Below are 14,642 nucleotides of genomic sequence, written 5' to 3'. Positions count from 1 at the left end.
TTCTGATCCGGCCGTGCGTTAGCGTGCCGAGCGGTGGCCGCCTCACCCGGGTGGCCGCCGCTCGGTTTCATGTTCGCGGCAGCGTGAGCCGGAATCGAGCGCCGCCCCGATGCGGCAGGCACGCCAGGTCGCCGCCGTGGGCACGCGCCAGCGCCCGCGCGATCGCCAGGCCCAACCCGGCGCCGCCGTGGTCGCGGGCACGGCCGGGGTCCAGGCGCACCAGTCGCTCGAAGACGTTGTCCCGCTGGTCATCCGGGATGCCCGGGCCGGTGTCGGTGAGGGTGATTTCCGCGACACCCTCGGGCGCGCGAAGGTCGACGGTGATGGCTCCCCCGGCCGGTGTGTACCGGCGGGCGTTGTCGAGCAGGTTCGACACGATCTGCGCCAGCCGGGTCGCGTCGGCATTCAGGTGCAGCGTGGCCAAACCGGTGCGGCTGACGCTGACCTGCGGCGCCAGCATGGCCGCCCGGTCGGCTTCGCAGTCGAGCACGGCGGCCACGTCGACGTCGTGCAGCTCGAGCGCGAGCCCCGCGTCGATGCGGCTCAGGTCCAACATGTCGGAGACGAGCCGCCCGGCGCGGCTGGCGTCGGAGAGCAACAGGCTCGCCCGGCGGTATTGCCCGTCGTCTTGGTGTTCGGAGGCGCCGTGCGCGAGCTGCTCGGCGGCGACCTGAATGCCGGCGATCGGGGTGCGCAACTCGTGGGCGGCGTCGACGAGAAATCGCCGGGTTGCCGTCTCCGCGCGCTGCGCGGCGTCGGCGGCGTGGCGTGCCCGCTGCTCGGACAATTCCAGCGCGTCCAGCATGCCGTCGAAAGCCCTTGCGGCACAGCCGAGTTCGGTGTCGGTGCGGTCCGGGCGCAGACGCCGCCCGCGGTCGCCGGTGGTGATGGCGTTGGCCAGGGCGGTAAGCCGATCCAGCGGCCGCAGCGCCGCCCGGCTGACCGCGATCAGCAGCAGCGCCGCGAGCAGCAGGGTCACCAGGCCAGCTCCGATCATCAAGCCGCGCAGCTGATGAGCGACCTGTGTGGTTTGCGTGGTGTCGGCGACCAGGATCACCCGGCTGCCATTCGGCAGCGGGTGCACGACGGCCGTCGCGGTGGCGTCCGGCGGAGGACCGGGCGGCGGCGGAAGTGCGTACGGCGGTGGCGGATACGGCGCGGGTGGCGGTGGCGGATACGGCGGGGTGGCGGATAGGGCGGGGTGGCGGATCGACCGCCCCGTCGCTCAGCTCAGGACTGATCCCGCGGTCACCGTAGGCGGTGCCGTCGGCGGTGACGACGAGCGCCCGGATCCCGCCGCCGTTGAGCTCGGCGGCGAGCAGATCGGGTGAGGTGTGCGCGGCGCTCAGCGCGTCCGCGCGCGATGTCGCGGCCAGCAGCCGGTCGTGCAGATTGCGTTGGGCGAGAACGCCCATGGTGATATCGATGGTGACGCCGAGCACCACCAGCAGAACGGCGAGCAGCGCCAGCACCACCAGCGTCACGCGCCGCTGCAGCGACGGCGTCGGCGTGGACGACGCGGCCGTCATGACCGCTCGGCTTGCAGGCGGTAGCCGATGCCCCGCGCGGTGTGCAGGATCCGCGGCCCGTGCGCCTCGAGCTTGCGCCGCAGCCCGCTGACATGAACCTGCACCAGGTTGGGGTCGTACGCGTCGTAACCCCACACGCCGTTGAGGATCTGGCCCGCGCTGACGATCCGGCCGCGCTGCTCCACCAGAAAAGCCAGCACGCGCAGCTCGGTTGCGGTCAGGTCCAGCCGGTGGCCGCCGCGCGCGGCCACGCCCGCGCCGAGGTCCAGCGTGACGTCGCCCACCTGAATCACCTGGGACAGCCGTCCGCGACGGCGCAGCAGCGCGCCGACCCGCGACATCAGTTCGGCCAACTCGAACGGCTTGATGACGTAATCGTCGGCCCCGCCGTCAAGTCCGCGCAGCCGATCCGGCAGCCCGTCGCGGGCGGTGATCAGGACGATCCCGATGTCACCCCATTCGCGGATGACGTCGATGAGCGCGAACCCGTCGCGTCCGGGCAGCATCACGTCGAGCACCACCAGGTCGGGCCGCATCCCGTCGAGAACCTCTTCCAGGCCGTCGCCGTCGCAGCGGGCATCGGTGTGATAGCCGGCATCGGCGAGCGCTTCGCTGACCATCTCACGGATGGTCTCGGAGTCTTCAACGACCAGTACCCGCGGCGTGCCGATGCTGAACTGATCGGACCGGCGCGCGGGCGAACAACCGTCGGCATGCCGCGAATCCGTCATACCCCCTATTGTCGGCACCGGTTCTGAGATGAACCTGAAGCCCGTCGAGGGCCGGCCGATTTCTTAAGGCCCACTTCAGCTCCGGCTCCTAGCGTCCGAAACATGACCACGAACGACGAAATCAACACCAACCCACCCGAGCCGCCGGTGACCTACCAGGCACCCGAACGGCGCCGTCACTCCACCGGCGTGGTGATCGGCGCCGGGGTGGCGGGTGCGCTGCTCGGCGCGGTCGGCACCGTCGCGGCGATCGCCTTCGCCTGGATCGTCAGCGTCGGGCCGCCCCCGCCCCCGCCGCCCGGCCCGCCGCCGATGATGGGCGCGTCGTTCCACGGGCCCCCGCCTCCCCCGATGGCCGGACCCATGCCGGGTGGATTCGGATTTGCTCCGCCGCCCGGGCCGCCGGGACCCCCGCGTGACTTCGTGCCGCCGCTGCCGCCCCCGCCGCACTCCTGAGGTCGGGGCGACCGGTGATCATCGCCCGTCGACCGGGACCCTGCCGCCGCTTGTAAACATCTGTTTATAATTGTAAACGTGCATTCACCACCGCCGGACGACCGCACGGCCCGGGCGCGGATCCGCGACGAAGCGCTGCGACTGTTCGCCGAGCGCGGCCCCGACGCGGTCACCCTGCGCGACATCGCGAACGCGGCCGGCGTTTCACCGGCCCTGCTCATCAGGCATTACGGCTCGAAAGACGGGCTCGTCGAGATCGTCGACAATCACGTCGTCACCACCTTCGAAGCGCTGCTGACGAGGATGACCGAGCAGACCGCGGTGGTCGGACTCGAGCCCACTGCAATGCCGAGCCTCCTCGACGGCCTGGCCGCCTACCTGCCACCCGACTCGCCGATCCCGGCATACCTGAGCCGGCTGCTGATCAACGGACGGAAAGCCGGGTCGGCACTGTTCGACACACTATTCCGCCTCAGCCAAACCACTCTCGACGCTATGGTCGCGGCCGGCACCGCCGGCCCCGGCATGGATGCAGCGGTGCGGGCGGCGTTTTTGCTTGTCAACGACCTCGCGGTGCTGACGCTGCGGCCCCGCCTGACCGAGGTGCTCGGAGTGGATCCGCTCTCGGATGAGGGAATGCGGCGGTGGGCCGGCGAAGTGTTCTCGATCTATCGCGACGGGCTTATCGGCCGGTGAAAGAAATGGAGGTAAAGGTGTCCAACACAACCTTTTTCGTCAATACCAGCGCACGCGTGCTGCGGTCGCGACGCCTGATGCGCGCACCGATCTGGATCTATAAGGCCCGCGCCGGCGCGCTGTTCGGCTCGCGGCTCCTGATGCTCGAGCACATCGGCCGCAAATCCGGTGAACCGCGCTATGTGGTGCTGGAAGTTCTCGATCACCCTTCGCCGGGCACCTACGTCGTCGCGTCGGGCTTCGGCCGAAAGGCGCAGTGGTTCCGCAACATTGAGGCCAACCCGCGGGTGCGCGTCTACGCGGGCAGCCACGCGCCCCGGCGTGCCACGGCGCGGGTCCTCGACCAACAGGAGGCCGACCGTGCGCTGGCCGCCTACCTGAGCCGTCATCGCAAAGCCTGGGACAAGATGCGGCCGGTGCTCGAGGAGACGCTCGGCGTCCCGATCACCGAGACCGATACCCCGCTGCCGCTGGTCGAGTTGCGCCTCGACTAGTTCTCGTCGGGTCCCTTGATCGTCATCCCGGCGACCAGCGCCAAGAACAGTGCCGCCGGAAGGCCGTTGATGACTTTGTCGCGCACCCGGACATGCGCACCGACCGCCAACACGAAGTACAACGTGAGCATCGCCGTCGTCACCCGGGCCAGGGCGGGAAAACGATAGACCGACAACAAGCCGACCGCGGCGGCCGCTTTCACCGCCGGCAGCGCGGGCCGGACGTTCTCCGGCAGCCCCACGTCATCGAGCACCTTCTTGATGGGAGCCACCTGAACGCCGCACAACACCGCGTCGACGGCGTGGAACGCGGCGAGCGCCGTGTACGTCTTCGGGGAAGTCAACACACTCATTCCGCAATCCTAGGGAGTCAGCTCCCCGGTCGAGCCATCCGCCGGCTTGCCGGCGATGGCCTCGGCTTTGGCCACCGCCCGGGCGACCGAGGGATCTGTTTCGGTGGAGAACCAATCCGCGACCTCGGCGTCGTCACCGTCGGTGGCATGCCTGGGCGCATCGTCAACCGGAGACGGCTCGAACCGGAACACGCCGTCCTCGCCGGGCGCGCCCAGCAGCCGCGTGAACCCTTGCAACGCGGCGCTGAAATCGCTGGGCACCACCCACACCTTGTTCGCGTCGCCACGCGCCATCTCGGGCAGTGTCTGCAAGTACTGGTAGGCCAGCATTTCCGGAGTGGGACGGCCGGCCTTGATCGCGGCGAACGTCTTTTCAATGGCCTTGGCCTGCCCCTGCGCCCGCAGGTAGGCGGCTGCTCGCTCACCCTGGGCGCGCAGTACCCGCGACTGGCGGTCGGCTTCGGCAGTCAGGATCGCCGCCTGTTTGGCGCCTTCGGCCGCGAGGATCTGCGCAGCCTTTTGTCCCTCCGCCTGCATGATCGCCGCTTGGCGGGTGCCTTCGGCGGTCAGGATCATCGCGCGCTTTTCCCGGTCCGCCTTCATCTGCTTTTCCATCGAGGCCTGGATCGAGGGCGGCGGATCGATGCTGCGCAACTCCACCCGCGCGACCCGCAAGCCCCAGCGGTTGGTCGCCTCGTCGAGCACGCCGCGCAACTGGCCGTTGATCATGTCGCGCGAGGTCAGCGTCTGCTCCAGGGTCATGCCGCCGACGACGTTGCGCAGCGTGGTGGTGGTGAGCTGCTCGACGCCCACGATGTAGTTGCTGATCTCGTAGACGGCCGCCTGGGGAACGGTGACCTGGAAGTAGACCACGGTGTCGATGTTGAGGGTCAAGTTGTCCTCGGTGATCACCGGTTGCGGCGGGAACGACACCACCCGCTCACGCAGGTCCACCCTGGCGCGGACACGATCGATGAAGGGCACCAACAACGTCAGTTGCCCGCTGACCGTGCGACTGTATCGTCCCAGCCGTTCGATCACCGCGGCCTCTGCCTGAGGGATCAGCGCCACCGACTTCGCCACCACGACGATGGCGAAGATCACCAAGACGGCCAGCAGCACCAAACCAGCAACCGCACCTTGCATCGGAATTCCTCTCTATCCCAGTCCTTGGCAGCTTCGTCTCGCCGCTAAAGACTGCTCTTGAAGACCACGGCGGTCGCGCCGTCGATCTGCATGACGGTGACCGGCTCGCCGGGTTCGTAGACATCGGCGTCGTTGAGCGGGCGCGCGGACCACACCTGGCCGTCGAGTTTGACCTGACCCTCGTCACGCGCGACCCGTTCGAGCACCAGCGCGGTTTTGCCCTGCAGCGCCTCGATGCCCAGGCGCGGCGCCGCGATCGGCGTCAGCCGGCGCTTCAGCGGCGGGCGAACCAGCACCAGCAGCAGCACCGAGACGACCAGGAACACCGCCCCGTTCGTCCACACCGGAAAGTCGGTCAGCCAACTGGTGAGCGCCGCGGCCAGGGCGCCGCCACCGAGCATCACCAAAAACAAATGGCCGGTGAGTGCCTCCGCACCGGCCAGCACCAGCGCGAATATTAGCCAAAGCACCGCGGCGTGCATGCGGCAAGAATACGCGTGATCCGCCTTTGCCGGGCGAAACAACTACACTGCGTGATCGTGTGGTGTCCCAGTGTTTCGCTGTCCCTGTGGGCCAATGCCTGGCTCGCCGGAAAGGCCGCGCCCGACGACGTCCTGGACGCGTTATCCGTTTGGGCGCCAAAGCAATCGGTGACCGCGTATGATGCCGTCGCCGCGGGCCACACCGGGCTGCCCTGGCCCGACGTGCACGACGCCGGAACGGTCACGCTGCTGCAGACAATGCGTGCCGCGATCGGCCGGCCGGCGCCGACGTCCGCCGGTGCCGGGTTGATGCGCGGGACGATCAGCGTGGTTTTGCCGGTGCCGGGCGACGTGCGCGGGCTGGCGCCCGGAACGCAGTTCGGGCGGGACGCCCTGGCCGCCGGCGAGGCGGTCATCATCGCCAACCCCCGCAACCCGGGCACCGCCGTCGGCCTGGTGCCCGAATTCTCCTACGAGGATGACGAGGACGCGCCCGAGGACTACGAGACACGGCTGGCGGAGTTGTGCGCGCTGACGTGGACGGTGTACTCGCTGCCCGGCGCTCCGGAGCTGGACCATTACGAGCTCGGCGACGCCGAATACACGCTGCGGTCGGCGGTGCGCTCGGCCGCCGACGCGCTGGGCGCCATCGGGCTGGGTGCCGCGGCGGCCGACGTCGACGATCCGCGTGGACTGGTCGAGCAACTACTGGAATCCGCACGGCAACACCGTATTCCCGACCATGCGCCGACGCGCGCGCTGCGGGTGCTGGAAAACGCCGCGCACGTCGACGCCATCATCGCGGTCAGCGCGGGGCTGAGTCGATCCGACTCGCCGGAGCGTTTCACCGCGCCCGTCGCCGCCGGACTGGAACCGCTCGGCACGCAGTCATCCTCGGAGGCTCGCATCGCCAGCGACGCGCTGCGACCGCTGACCGCCGTTGTGCGTTCGGCGCGGATGGCGGCCGTGACCGCGATCCTGCATTCGGCGTGGGGCGACTAATCCTGGTGGCGGCCGGCCGCGCAATGCGGCGGGCGGCACGGCGCGCCGTTGACGCTGGCCAGGCAACCGGGCACCGGGTCTGACCCGGCGACCCGCTCGGGCGTCCGGTCGTAGCGCAGTTCGTCGATCAGGTCCGCGGCCATCTGCGCAAAACGCAGGTGGGCGTTGGGCGTCGAGGCCCGCACCATGGTGATGCCGGCCGCCTCGGCCTGGGCCGCCAACTCATTGTCCAGATCCCACACCACCTCGATGTGGTCGGCGACGAACCCGATCGGGCAGACGATGACGGCCGTGGTGCCGGCCTCCGCCAGGGTGGCCAGGTGGTCGGCGACGTCGGGTTCCAGCCACGGCACCTGGGGCGGTCCCGACCGGGACTGCCACGCCAGGTCGTACTCGGAGTATCCGGCGGCAGCCGCCACAAGGCTTGCGGCGTAGGCGACTTGGCGGCTGTACAGCCGCGGGCCCAGGCGCTCGTCGGCGGCCACCGGAATGGAATGCGCAGTGAACACCAGCCGCGCACCGGCCTGCTGTTCGGCCGTCAGCGCACCCGATGCCGCCCCGATGGTGTCGGCGAAGATCTGCACGAACCGCGGGTGGTCGAAATAGGGCCGCAGCTTGACCAATTCGGGCGCATCCGGCCCGGCCGCCGCGCGGGCCCGGGCGATGTCCTCGACGTACTGCGTGCAGCTGGAATAGCCGCTCCAGGCCGACGTGGTGAATACCGCGGCCCGACGAATTCCGTTGTCCCGCATCGTCGCTACGGTGTCTTCGACGTATGGCCCCCAGTTGCGGTTGCCGAAATAGACCGGCACGCCCAGGCCGCGATCATGCAGCTCGGCTTCCAGCTGTGCTATCAACGCACGGTTGATGCCGTTGATCGGTGACACCCCGCCGAAATGCAGGTAGTGCTCGGCGACCTCGTCGAGACGTTCCGGCGGCACGTTACGGCCCCGGGTGACGTTCTCCAAGAACGGCCGAACCTGTTCGGGGCCCTCCGGCCCGCCGAAGGACAGCAGCAGGACGGCATCGAATTCCATTGCCGTCTACAACAATTGGGTGCTTGCGCCACCGTCGGCGAAGATGATCGTTCCCGTCGTCGCCGGCAGCCAATCCGAGAGCAATGCGCACACCGTCTTGGCGACCGGCGTCGGGTCCTTCATGTTCCAGCCGATGGGAGCGCGCTGGTCCCAGCCCTCTTCGAGCAGCTGCATCTGCGCGCCGGCCTCTTCGCCGAGTGCGCCTCCGACGATCGCGCTCATGGCCAGCGTCCGGATCGGGCCCGCGGCAACGAGATTGGAGCGCACACCGAACTTGCCCGCCTCGCGCGCCACGAACCGGTTGACCGATTCCAGCGCGCTCTTGGCCACCGTCATCCAGTTGTAGGCCGGCATCGCCCGACTGGGGTCGAAGTCCATACCCACGATGGAGCCGCCCGGGTTCATGATCGGCAGCGTCGCCTTGGCCAGCGAGGCATACGAATACGCCGAGATGTGAATCCCTTTGGAGACATCCTCATACGGTGCGTCGAAGAACGGGTTGATGCCCATCCCCGTCTGCGGCATGAAACCGATCGAGTGCACCACACCGTCGAGCTTGTTGCCCGCGCCGATCTCGGCGGTCACCCGCTCGGCCAGCGAGTCTAGGTGCTCCTGGTTCTGCACGTCGAGTTCGATCAGCGGCGCCTTCTCCGGCAGCCGGTCCGCGATGCGCTGAATCAGACGCAACCGGTCGAACCCGGTCAGCACCAACTGCGCGCCCGCCTCCTGGGCCGCCTTGGCGATGTGAAACGCGATCGACGAATCGGTGATGATCCCCGAGATCAGGATCCGTTTGCCGTCGAGCAGTCCTGCCATGTCCGTCCTTAATCAAGTCGTGGTTGAACTCAGTGACCCATGCCCATGCCGCCGTCGACCGGGATGACCGCGCCGGCAATGTAAGTCGCGTCCTCGGACGCCAAGAAGCTGACCGCCCCGGCCACCTCGGCGGCGGTGCCGACCCGTTTGGCCGGGATGAATTCCAGCGCCCCCGCCTGGATCCGCTCGTCCAGCGCGCGGGTCATCTCGGTGTCGATGTAGCCGGGGGCCACCACATTCGCGGTCACCCCGGCCTTGGACAGCTCCCGGGAAATCGAGCGGGCCATGCCGATCAGGCCGGCCTTGGCCGCGGCGTAGTTGGCCTGGTTGCCGATGCCCCACATGCCGGACACCGACCCGATGAAGATGATGCGGCCGAACCGCTTGCGCTGCATGCTGCGCGACGCGCGCTGGGCCACCCGGAACGCCCCGGTGAGATTCGCGTTGATGACCTCCTCGAAGCGGTCCTCGGTCATCCGGATGAGGAAGGCGTCTTTGGAGATGCCGGCGTTGGACACCAGCACCTCGACCGGGCCCTGGTGCTCCTCGACCTCTTTGAAGGCGCGGTCGACGGCGTCGTTGTCGGTGACGTCGCACTCGACGCCGAACAGCCCCTCGGGCGCCCCGGATCCGCGGTGCGTGACGGCCACCTTGTGGCCGTCGGCGGCCAGCCGCTGCGCGATCGCCAGCCCGATCCCCCGGTTTCCGCCGGTGACCAGGACTGAACGGGATACGAATGCCGGTTTGCCGCTGCTGGTGGGGGGCTCGGCGGCTTGCTCGGTGGCTGTGTCAGTCACCCGGTCAACTTATCGCCTCGGCTCGCAGGCTCGGACACCTCCCCCATTTCGCACCACGAGCGTAAGCGGGCTGCGATTTTCGGACCGGATTTCCACAGTGGGCTTACGCTCGCGGAGATTTTGTCGGTGTGGCTGAGCACACTTCGCCCATGACAGGCCCTTTTCTGGGCAGCGAGGCCCTGGCTGTCGGCGCATTGACTCCCCATGAGCTGCGCAGCCGGTACACAGCGCTGCACAAAGATGTGTACGTGCGTAGAGATGCCGAGCTGAATGCCGTGCTGCGGGCGAAGGCATGCTGGCTGCGGTCTCGGCGGCGCGGCATACTCGCCGGGCTTTCCGCCTCAGCGCTGCACGGCTCGAAGTGGATCGACCCGGCATTGCCCGCCGCGATCATCGACACCAACCGCTGCCCCGCCGCGGGCGTGCAAGTCTGGGAAGAGCGGATCGAGGCCGACGAGATCACCATCGTCGACGGCATGCGAGTCACGACGCCGGCCCGCACGGCGCTCGACTTGGCCAGGAGATGCCGGCCGAGTGCCGCGGTCGCTGCGGTCGACGCCCTTGCGCAAGCGACCGATCTGAAAATGGCCGACGTCGAGTCTTTGGCCGACCGGTACCGCGGACGGCGAGGCATGAAGGCCGCTCGTGCCGCTCTCGAACTGGTCGACGGTGGGGCTCAGTCGCCCAAGGAAACATGGCTGCGCCTGCTACTACTGCGGGCCGGCTTTCCCCGCCCGCAGACGCAGATTGTCGTGCGCAACGAATGGGGTTGGGCCGAGGCCTATTTGGACATGGGCTGGGAGGACATCAAGGTTGCCGTCGAGTACGACGGCGATCAGCATCGAGCCAGTCGCTATCAGTACGTCAAGGACATCCGCCGGCTCGAGATGCTGGAGCGCCACGGGTGGATCGTCGTCCGGGTCATCGCGGAAGACCATCCCGACGACATCATCCGCCGGGTTCACGACGCACGCGCTGCGCGAGCGTAAGCACACTGCGAAAATCTGGGTCGAAAATCGCAGTGTGCTTACGCTCGCGGGGAGGGGGCGGGCGGGAGAAGCCGGAGGGGGCGGGCGGGAGAAGCCGGAGGGGGCTGGCGGGATGCGCCCGGTCAGGTCGGTAGGCGGCGGTTGATCAGCAACGCGGCCAGCGCCGCCAGCGCCAACACCACCGCACCCAGCCGCACCCAGCCCACGCTGGCGTCGCCCTTGATCGTCTCGTAGCCGATCTGCTGCTGCAGCGTCGCGTACACGGATTTCAGTTCCTGCAATGACGCCGCGTTGTAGGCGTTCCCGCCGGAAAGCTGGGCCACCTTCTTCAGCGTCTCGTCGTCGACGGGCACCGGCTGGCGCTGATCGTTGATCTCGACGAAGCCGTACGGCGTGCCGAAAGAGATGGTCGAGATCGGCACGCCCTGGTCCTTCGCGGTGCGCGCGGCGGTGAAGGCGCCCTTCGGGTTGTCCGGGTTGGTCGGCATCGTCTCCTTGCCATCGGAGAACAACACGATGCGCGCCGGCGGCGGCTTGTCGCCGCCCCCGATCACGGCGCCCACCGTCGCGATGGCCTGCAGGGCGGTGAAAATGCCCTCCCCGGTGGCGGTGCGGTCGGCGAACTGCAGCTTGTCCAGCGCGGTCTTGGTCGATTCCCGGTTGGTGGTCGGCGAGACCAACACCGTCGCGGTCCCCGCGTAAGCGATCAGCCCGAGGTTGATGCCCGGCGTCAGTTCGTTGGCGAACTGCTTGGCGGCCTCTTGCGCGGCCGCCATCCGGTTGGGCTGCACGTCGGTGGCGCGCATGGACTGCGAGACATCGATGACCAGCATCACCACCGCGCGGTTGCGGGGAATGCGCACGTCGTTGGTCGGGCCCGCCATCGCGATGGTGAACAGCACCAGCGACGCGACGAGCAGGATTGCCGGAACGTGGCGCCAGGTCGAAGGCCGTTTCGGGGCGACGCTTTCCAGCAGCTCCATGTTGGCGAATCGCAGCATGCGTCGCTGCCGCGCCAGCTGCATCAGGATGTAGAGCGCGGCCAGCCCGAACACCACGAGCAGGAACAGGAAGAACCACGAATGTTCGAAGCCCGACAACGACATTGGGCCGAGGAGCGGCAGTGTCACTGCCGCCCTGCCAATGCGCCGCGCCGGCGGGATTCGACGAACCGCACGATGTCGGCGATCCAGTCCCGGTCGGTGCGCAGCGTCAGGATCGGGGCCCCGCAACTGCGGATGGTGCGCGCCACATCGGCGCGGTGCGCCGCGGCGGCCTTGGCGAAATCATCACGCAGCTGCGCGTCGATGGTGAACTCGCGGGTGACGCCGGACTCGGCGTCCTGCAGCACTACGTCGCCGATGTCGGGCAGCTCGACGTCGCGCGGGTCAAGCACCTCGATGGCCAGCACCTCGTGCCGGGCGGCGACCGCCCGCAGCGGCCGCATCCAGTTGATCGGCCCGAGAAAGTCGCTGATGATCACCGCCATGCCGCGGCGGCGTTCCGGACGGCGCAACGCGTCGATCGCCGTCGCCAGATCCCCGCGCACCCCGACCGGAGCCCGGGGCGTGGTGGCGATGGTGCGCAACAGCGTCTGCTCGTGCTGACGGCCGGAGCGGGCGGGCACTCGAGAAATGGTGGCGCCGGTGGAGACGATCGCGCCCAGCCGGTTGCCGCCGCCGCTGTTGAGGAACGTGATCGCGGCCGCGGCCGCGACGGCCAGGTCCCGCTTCTCGCACCCCACCGTGCCGAAGTCCAGGCTGGCCGACATGTCGACCACGAGCCAGGTTTCCAGCTCGCGGTCGGCGATCATCTGCCGGACGTGCGGGTGCATCGTGCGCGCGGTGACGGCCCAGTCCATCCGCCGCACGTCGTCGCCGGGTTGATACTCGCGCGACTCCCCCGGCTCCGAGCCCGGGCCCGGGATCAGTCCGAGGTGGTCGCCGTGCAGGACGCCATCGAGCTTGCGTTTGACCGTGAGCTCGAGCTGCCGCAGCGCCGCCGACAGCTTCGGGTCGTCGATCTGCCCGCGCTCAAACGATGGCGGATGACGCACCGCCGGCTTGTCATCGGTCACCGACCGCTGGCCGCCACGGTCTGCATCACCGGGGGAACGGAATGACCTTGCTGCGGAACGGCATTCACCTGCGGCAGGGCCACCGTCTGCAGGATCCGGTTGATGACGATCTCCGGGGAGATCTCGTCGGCGAGCGCGTCGTAGGTGAGTATCAACCGGTGCCGCAGCACGTCGGGGATGACCTCGACGACGTCCTGCGGGATGACGTAATCGCGGCCGCGCACCAGCGCCAGCGAACGGGCGCCGGCGATGATGCCCAGCGAGGCGCGTGGGGACGCGCCGAACGAGACCCAGGTCTTGACGTCGTTCATGCCGAGTTGTTCGGGGTTACGGGTGGCGGTGACGACCCGCACCACGTAGTCCACGAGCGCGTGGTGGACGAAGACGTTGGACGCGATGTCCTGCAACCGCAGCAGATCCTCGGTGTTCAGGATCTGCTTGGGCACCGGCGGCTTGACGCCCATCCGGTAGATGATCTCGCGCTCCTCCTCCGGTGAGGGGTAGCCGACGTTGATCTTGAACAGGAAGCGGTCGCGCTGGGCTTCGGGCAGCGGGTAGACGCCCTCGTGCTCGATCGGGTTTTGCGTCGCCATGACCAGGAACGGGTTGGGCAGCGAGAAGGTCTTGCCGCCGATCGACACGTGGCGTTCCTGCATGACCTCGAGCAGCGCCGACTGCACCTTGGCCGGCGCACGGTTGATCTCGTCGGCGAGCAGGAAGTTGACCACCACGGGGCCGAGTTCGGTGTCGAACTCCTCCTTGCCCTGCCGGTAGATGCGGGTACCGATGATGTCGGTGGGCACCAGGTCGGGCGTGAACTGGATACGGGCGAACGTCCCGCCAACCACCTTGGCGAACGTCTCGACGGCCAGCGTCTTGGCCACCCCGGGGACACCCTCGAGCAGCACGTGTCCCTTGGACAACAGGCCGACCAGCATGCGCTCCACCAGCTGGTCCTGGCCGACGATGATGCGTTTGACCTCGAAGATGGCGCGTTCCAGGGTCTGAACCTCGGCGGCCAGTCCATTGCCGCCACCCGCCGGCGCTTCGTGAGCCGGGACGGATTGCCCGCCCGGACCCGAGTAACCGCTGGCGCCTGGCGGCGGCCCACCTGCTGCTGTCATGAACTGCTACCTTCCACCGCTCTACCAATCGGACACGACTGCTGGCACGACCAATGTCGTGGGGCAGCGACGTGCCCGCGTCCAACTATTCCAGGCCCGCCGAGTTCCGTCGACGCTGGTGCACCCGCCGCGGGCCCGCGCCCGCCCGACCGCACCCGGCGTCAGTACTCGATGATCCTGGTCAGGAACGGCGTCATGCCGGGCTTACGCACCGGGCTGACCGTCACCTTGGCGGCGCTGCCCGATGCCTCCAGCATCTGGCCGTTGCCCAGGTACATCGTGACGTGCTGGCTGCCGCCCGGGCCGTAGAAGATCAGGTCGCCGCGCCTGGCCTGATCCGGTGGGATGTGGCGCCCGGCGTTGTATTGGTCACCGGAGAACCGCGGGATCAGCACGCCGACCCCGGCGAAGCCGTAGCGCATCAGACCAGAACAGTCGAAACCGGTGATGTTGGCGCCGTCGCCGACGCCCTTGCTGGGACCGTCCAGCGAGCCACCACCCCACGAGTACGGCACGCCCATTTGCGATCCCATCCGCTTGATCACGTATTCGATCGCCTGCCGGCCGTAGACCCGCGGGATCTTGCCGCCGGGGTTGGTGGGCGTGGCGGCGGTGGGAGCCGGGTCGCCACCGATGTTGATCCCGAGTCCGCCGAGGAACTGCCTACCCAGGTCGAATGTGGTCTGGGTGGCCTGGGCGGTGGCCTGCAGCGAGGCGTTGGCGACGGCGAGCGGATCTCCCGGCGCGCCGGCACTGATCTGGGCCGGCAGAGTGGGATCCCACGCGCCGGGGTCGGCGGTGGCGGGGGCGGGGGCGTAATAGGCCACAGAAAACATCAGCCCGGTCACCACAGCGGTGATCCAGGCGAAGTTGATGAGACGAAACCGATTGCGGCGCATGGCTCCTCGTTCAA

At 68.5% G+C, this 14,642-nt stretch carries 16 protein-coding genes and 1 pseudogene; 5 read left to right on the top strand and 12 right to left on the bottom strand.

The annotated features are described in order from the left end of the window. Positions 1-67 precede the first annotated feature (67 nt). A pseudogene (locus G6N50_RS03585) lies at positions 68-1,529 on the bottom strand (sensor histidine kinase). Further along, complete coding sequence (locus tag G6N50_RS03580) at positions 1,526-2,260, bottom strand: response regulator transcription factor (protein WP_083097550.1); 735 nt, start codon at positions 2,258-2,260, stop codon at positions 1,526-1,528. The pseudogene G6N50_RS03585 and the gene G6N50_RS03580 overlap by 4 nt, the downstream one beginning before the upstream one ends. Before the next feature lie 102 nt (positions 2,261-2,362). Here G6N50_RS03580 and G6N50_RS03575 point away from each other — a divergent pair, with 102 nt between their 5' ends. The 3 genes from G6N50_RS03575 (at position 2,363) to G6N50_RS03565 (ending at position 3,906) form a co-directional block, all read left to right on the top strand. Then, on the top strand, positions 2,363-2,716 hold the full coding sequence (locus G6N50_RS03575) for a hypothetical protein (RefSeq protein ID WP_163650806.1): 354 nt from the start codon (positions 2,363-2,365) through the stop codon (positions 2,714-2,716). A gap of 78 nt (positions 2,717-2,794) precedes the next feature. Then, entirely contained in the window at positions 2,795-3,412 is a 618-nt protein-coding gene (locus G6N50_RS03570; RefSeq protein WP_083097552.1) for a TetR/AcrR family transcriptional regulator, read from the top strand. Positions 3,413-3,489: 77 nt separating this feature from the next. Further along, positions 3,490-3,906 carry a nitroreductase family deazaflavin-dependent oxidoreductase gene (locus G6N50_RS03565; RefSeq protein ID WP_083097587.1) on the top strand — a complete coding sequence of 139 codons (417 nt, stop codon included), beginning with the start codon at positions 3,490-3,492 and terminating at the stop codon, positions 3,904-3,906. Here G6N50_RS03565 and G6N50_RS03560 read toward each other — a convergent pair. From G6N50_RS03560 to G6N50_RS03550, 3 genes are read right to left on the bottom strand one after another with little or no spacing between them, the layout of a single operon-like run. Further along, entirely contained in the window at positions 3,903-4,259 is a 357-nt protein-coding gene (locus tag G6N50_RS03560) for a DoxX family protein (RefSeq protein ID WP_083097554.1), read from the bottom strand. The two genes, G6N50_RS03565 and G6N50_RS03560, sit on opposite strands and share 4 nt — an antisense overlap. A 9-nt stretch (positions 4,260-4,268) precedes the next feature. Beyond that, on the bottom strand, positions 4,269-5,405 hold the full coding sequence (locus G6N50_RS03555; protein ID WP_083097556.1) for an SPFH domain-containing protein: 1,137 nt from the start codon (positions 5,403-5,405) through the stop codon (positions 4,269-4,271). Between the two features lie 44 nt (positions 5,406-5,449). Further along, on the bottom strand, positions 5,450-5,887 hold the full coding sequence (locus G6N50_RS03550; RefSeq protein ID WP_083097558.1) for an NfeD family protein: 438 nt from the start codon (positions 5,885-5,887) through the stop codon (positions 5,450-5,452). A 57-nt stretch (positions 5,888-5,944) separates the two neighbouring features. On the opposite strand from G6N50_RS03550, the gene G6N50_RS03545 reads away from it, so the two are divergent. Beyond that, a complete protein-coding gene (locus G6N50_RS03545) occupies positions 5,945-6,889 on the top strand; it encodes a hypothetical protein (RefSeq protein ID WP_083097589.1) in 945 nt (314 codons plus the stop codon). Here the strand turns inward: G6N50_RS03545 and G6N50_RS03540 are convergent. Genes G6N50_RS03540 through fabG1 form a run of 3 tightly spaced genes read right to left on the bottom strand, consistent with a single transcriptional unit; the run spans position 6,886 to position 9,539 of the window. Continuing rightward, complete coding sequence (locus G6N50_RS03540) at positions 6,886-7,926, bottom strand: ferrochelatase (protein WP_083097560.1); 1,041 nt, start codon at positions 7,924-7,926, stop codon at positions 6,886-6,888. The two genes, G6N50_RS03545 and G6N50_RS03540, sit on opposite strands and share 4 nt — an antisense overlap. A gap of 6 nt (positions 7,927-7,932) precedes the next feature. Next, the gene (gene inhA, locus G6N50_RS03535) at positions 7,933-8,742 is read right to left on the bottom strand and encodes an NADH-dependent enoyl-ACP reductase InhA (RefSeq protein WP_083097562.1); all 810 of its coding nucleotides are present in this window, start codon (positions 8,740-8,742) and stop codon (positions 7,933-7,935) included. 29 nt (positions 8,743-8,771) lie between these two features. After that, positions 8,772-9,539 (bottom strand): 3-oxoacyl-ACP reductase FabG1, encoded by a 768-nt coding sequence (gene fabG1, locus G6N50_RS03530; protein WP_083097564.1) that lies wholly within the window; start codon positions 9,537-9,539, stop codon positions 8,772-8,774. Positions 9,540-9,688: 149 nt separating this feature from the next. Between fabG1 and G6N50_RS03525 the strand changes: the two genes are divergently transcribed. Further along, positions 9,689-10,528, top strand: a complete 840-nt coding sequence (locus G6N50_RS03525; protein WP_083097566.1) for a DUF559 domain-containing protein — start codon at positions 9,689-9,691, stop codon at positions 10,526-10,528. Between the two features lie 122 nt (positions 10,529-10,650). Here the strand turns inward: G6N50_RS03525 and G6N50_RS03520 are convergent, their stop codons facing one another. The 4 genes from G6N50_RS03520 to ripB all read right to left on the bottom strand — a co-directional run bounded on the left by G6N50_RS03520 (position 10,651) and on the right by ripB (position 14,628). Continuing rightward, entirely contained in the window at positions 10,651-11,658 is a 1,008-nt protein-coding gene (locus G6N50_RS03520) for a VWA domain-containing protein (RefSeq protein WP_083098855.1), read from the bottom strand. After that, positions 11,655-12,605: a DUF58 domain-containing protein gene (locus G6N50_RS03515; RefSeq protein WP_083098856.1), complete on the bottom strand. Its 951-nt coding sequence runs from the start codon at positions 12,603-12,605 to the stop codon at positions 11,655-11,657. The genes G6N50_RS03520 and G6N50_RS03515 overlap by 4 nt, the downstream gene beginning before the upstream one ends. Then, positions 12,602-13,729: a chaperone MoxR1 gene (gene moxR1 / locus G6N50_RS03510; RefSeq protein ID WP_083098858.1), complete on the bottom strand. Its 1,128-nt coding sequence runs from the start codon at positions 13,727-13,729 to the stop codon at positions 12,602-12,604. Before moxR1 ends, G6N50_RS03515 begins: the two co-directional genes overlap by 4 nt. Positions 13,730-13,890: 161 nt before the next feature. Further along, on the bottom strand, positions 13,891-14,628 hold the full coding sequence (ripB, locus tag G6N50_RS03505; RefSeq protein ID WP_083098860.1) for an NlpC/P60 family peptidoglycan endopeptidase RipB: 738 nt from the start codon (positions 14,626-14,628) through the stop codon (positions 13,891-13,893). Positions 14,629-14,642 lie beyond the last annotated feature (14 nt).

It is taken from the genome of Mycobacterium mantenii (genome assembly GCF_010731775.1).
GTDB classification, from domain to species: domain Bacteria; phylum Actinomycetota; class Actinomycetes; order Mycobacteriales; family Mycobacteriaceae; genus Mycobacterium; species Mycobacterium mantenii.
The sequence above is the reverse complement of the archived record's forward strand: the minus strand, read 5'-3'. Positions and strand labels throughout refer to the sequence as shown.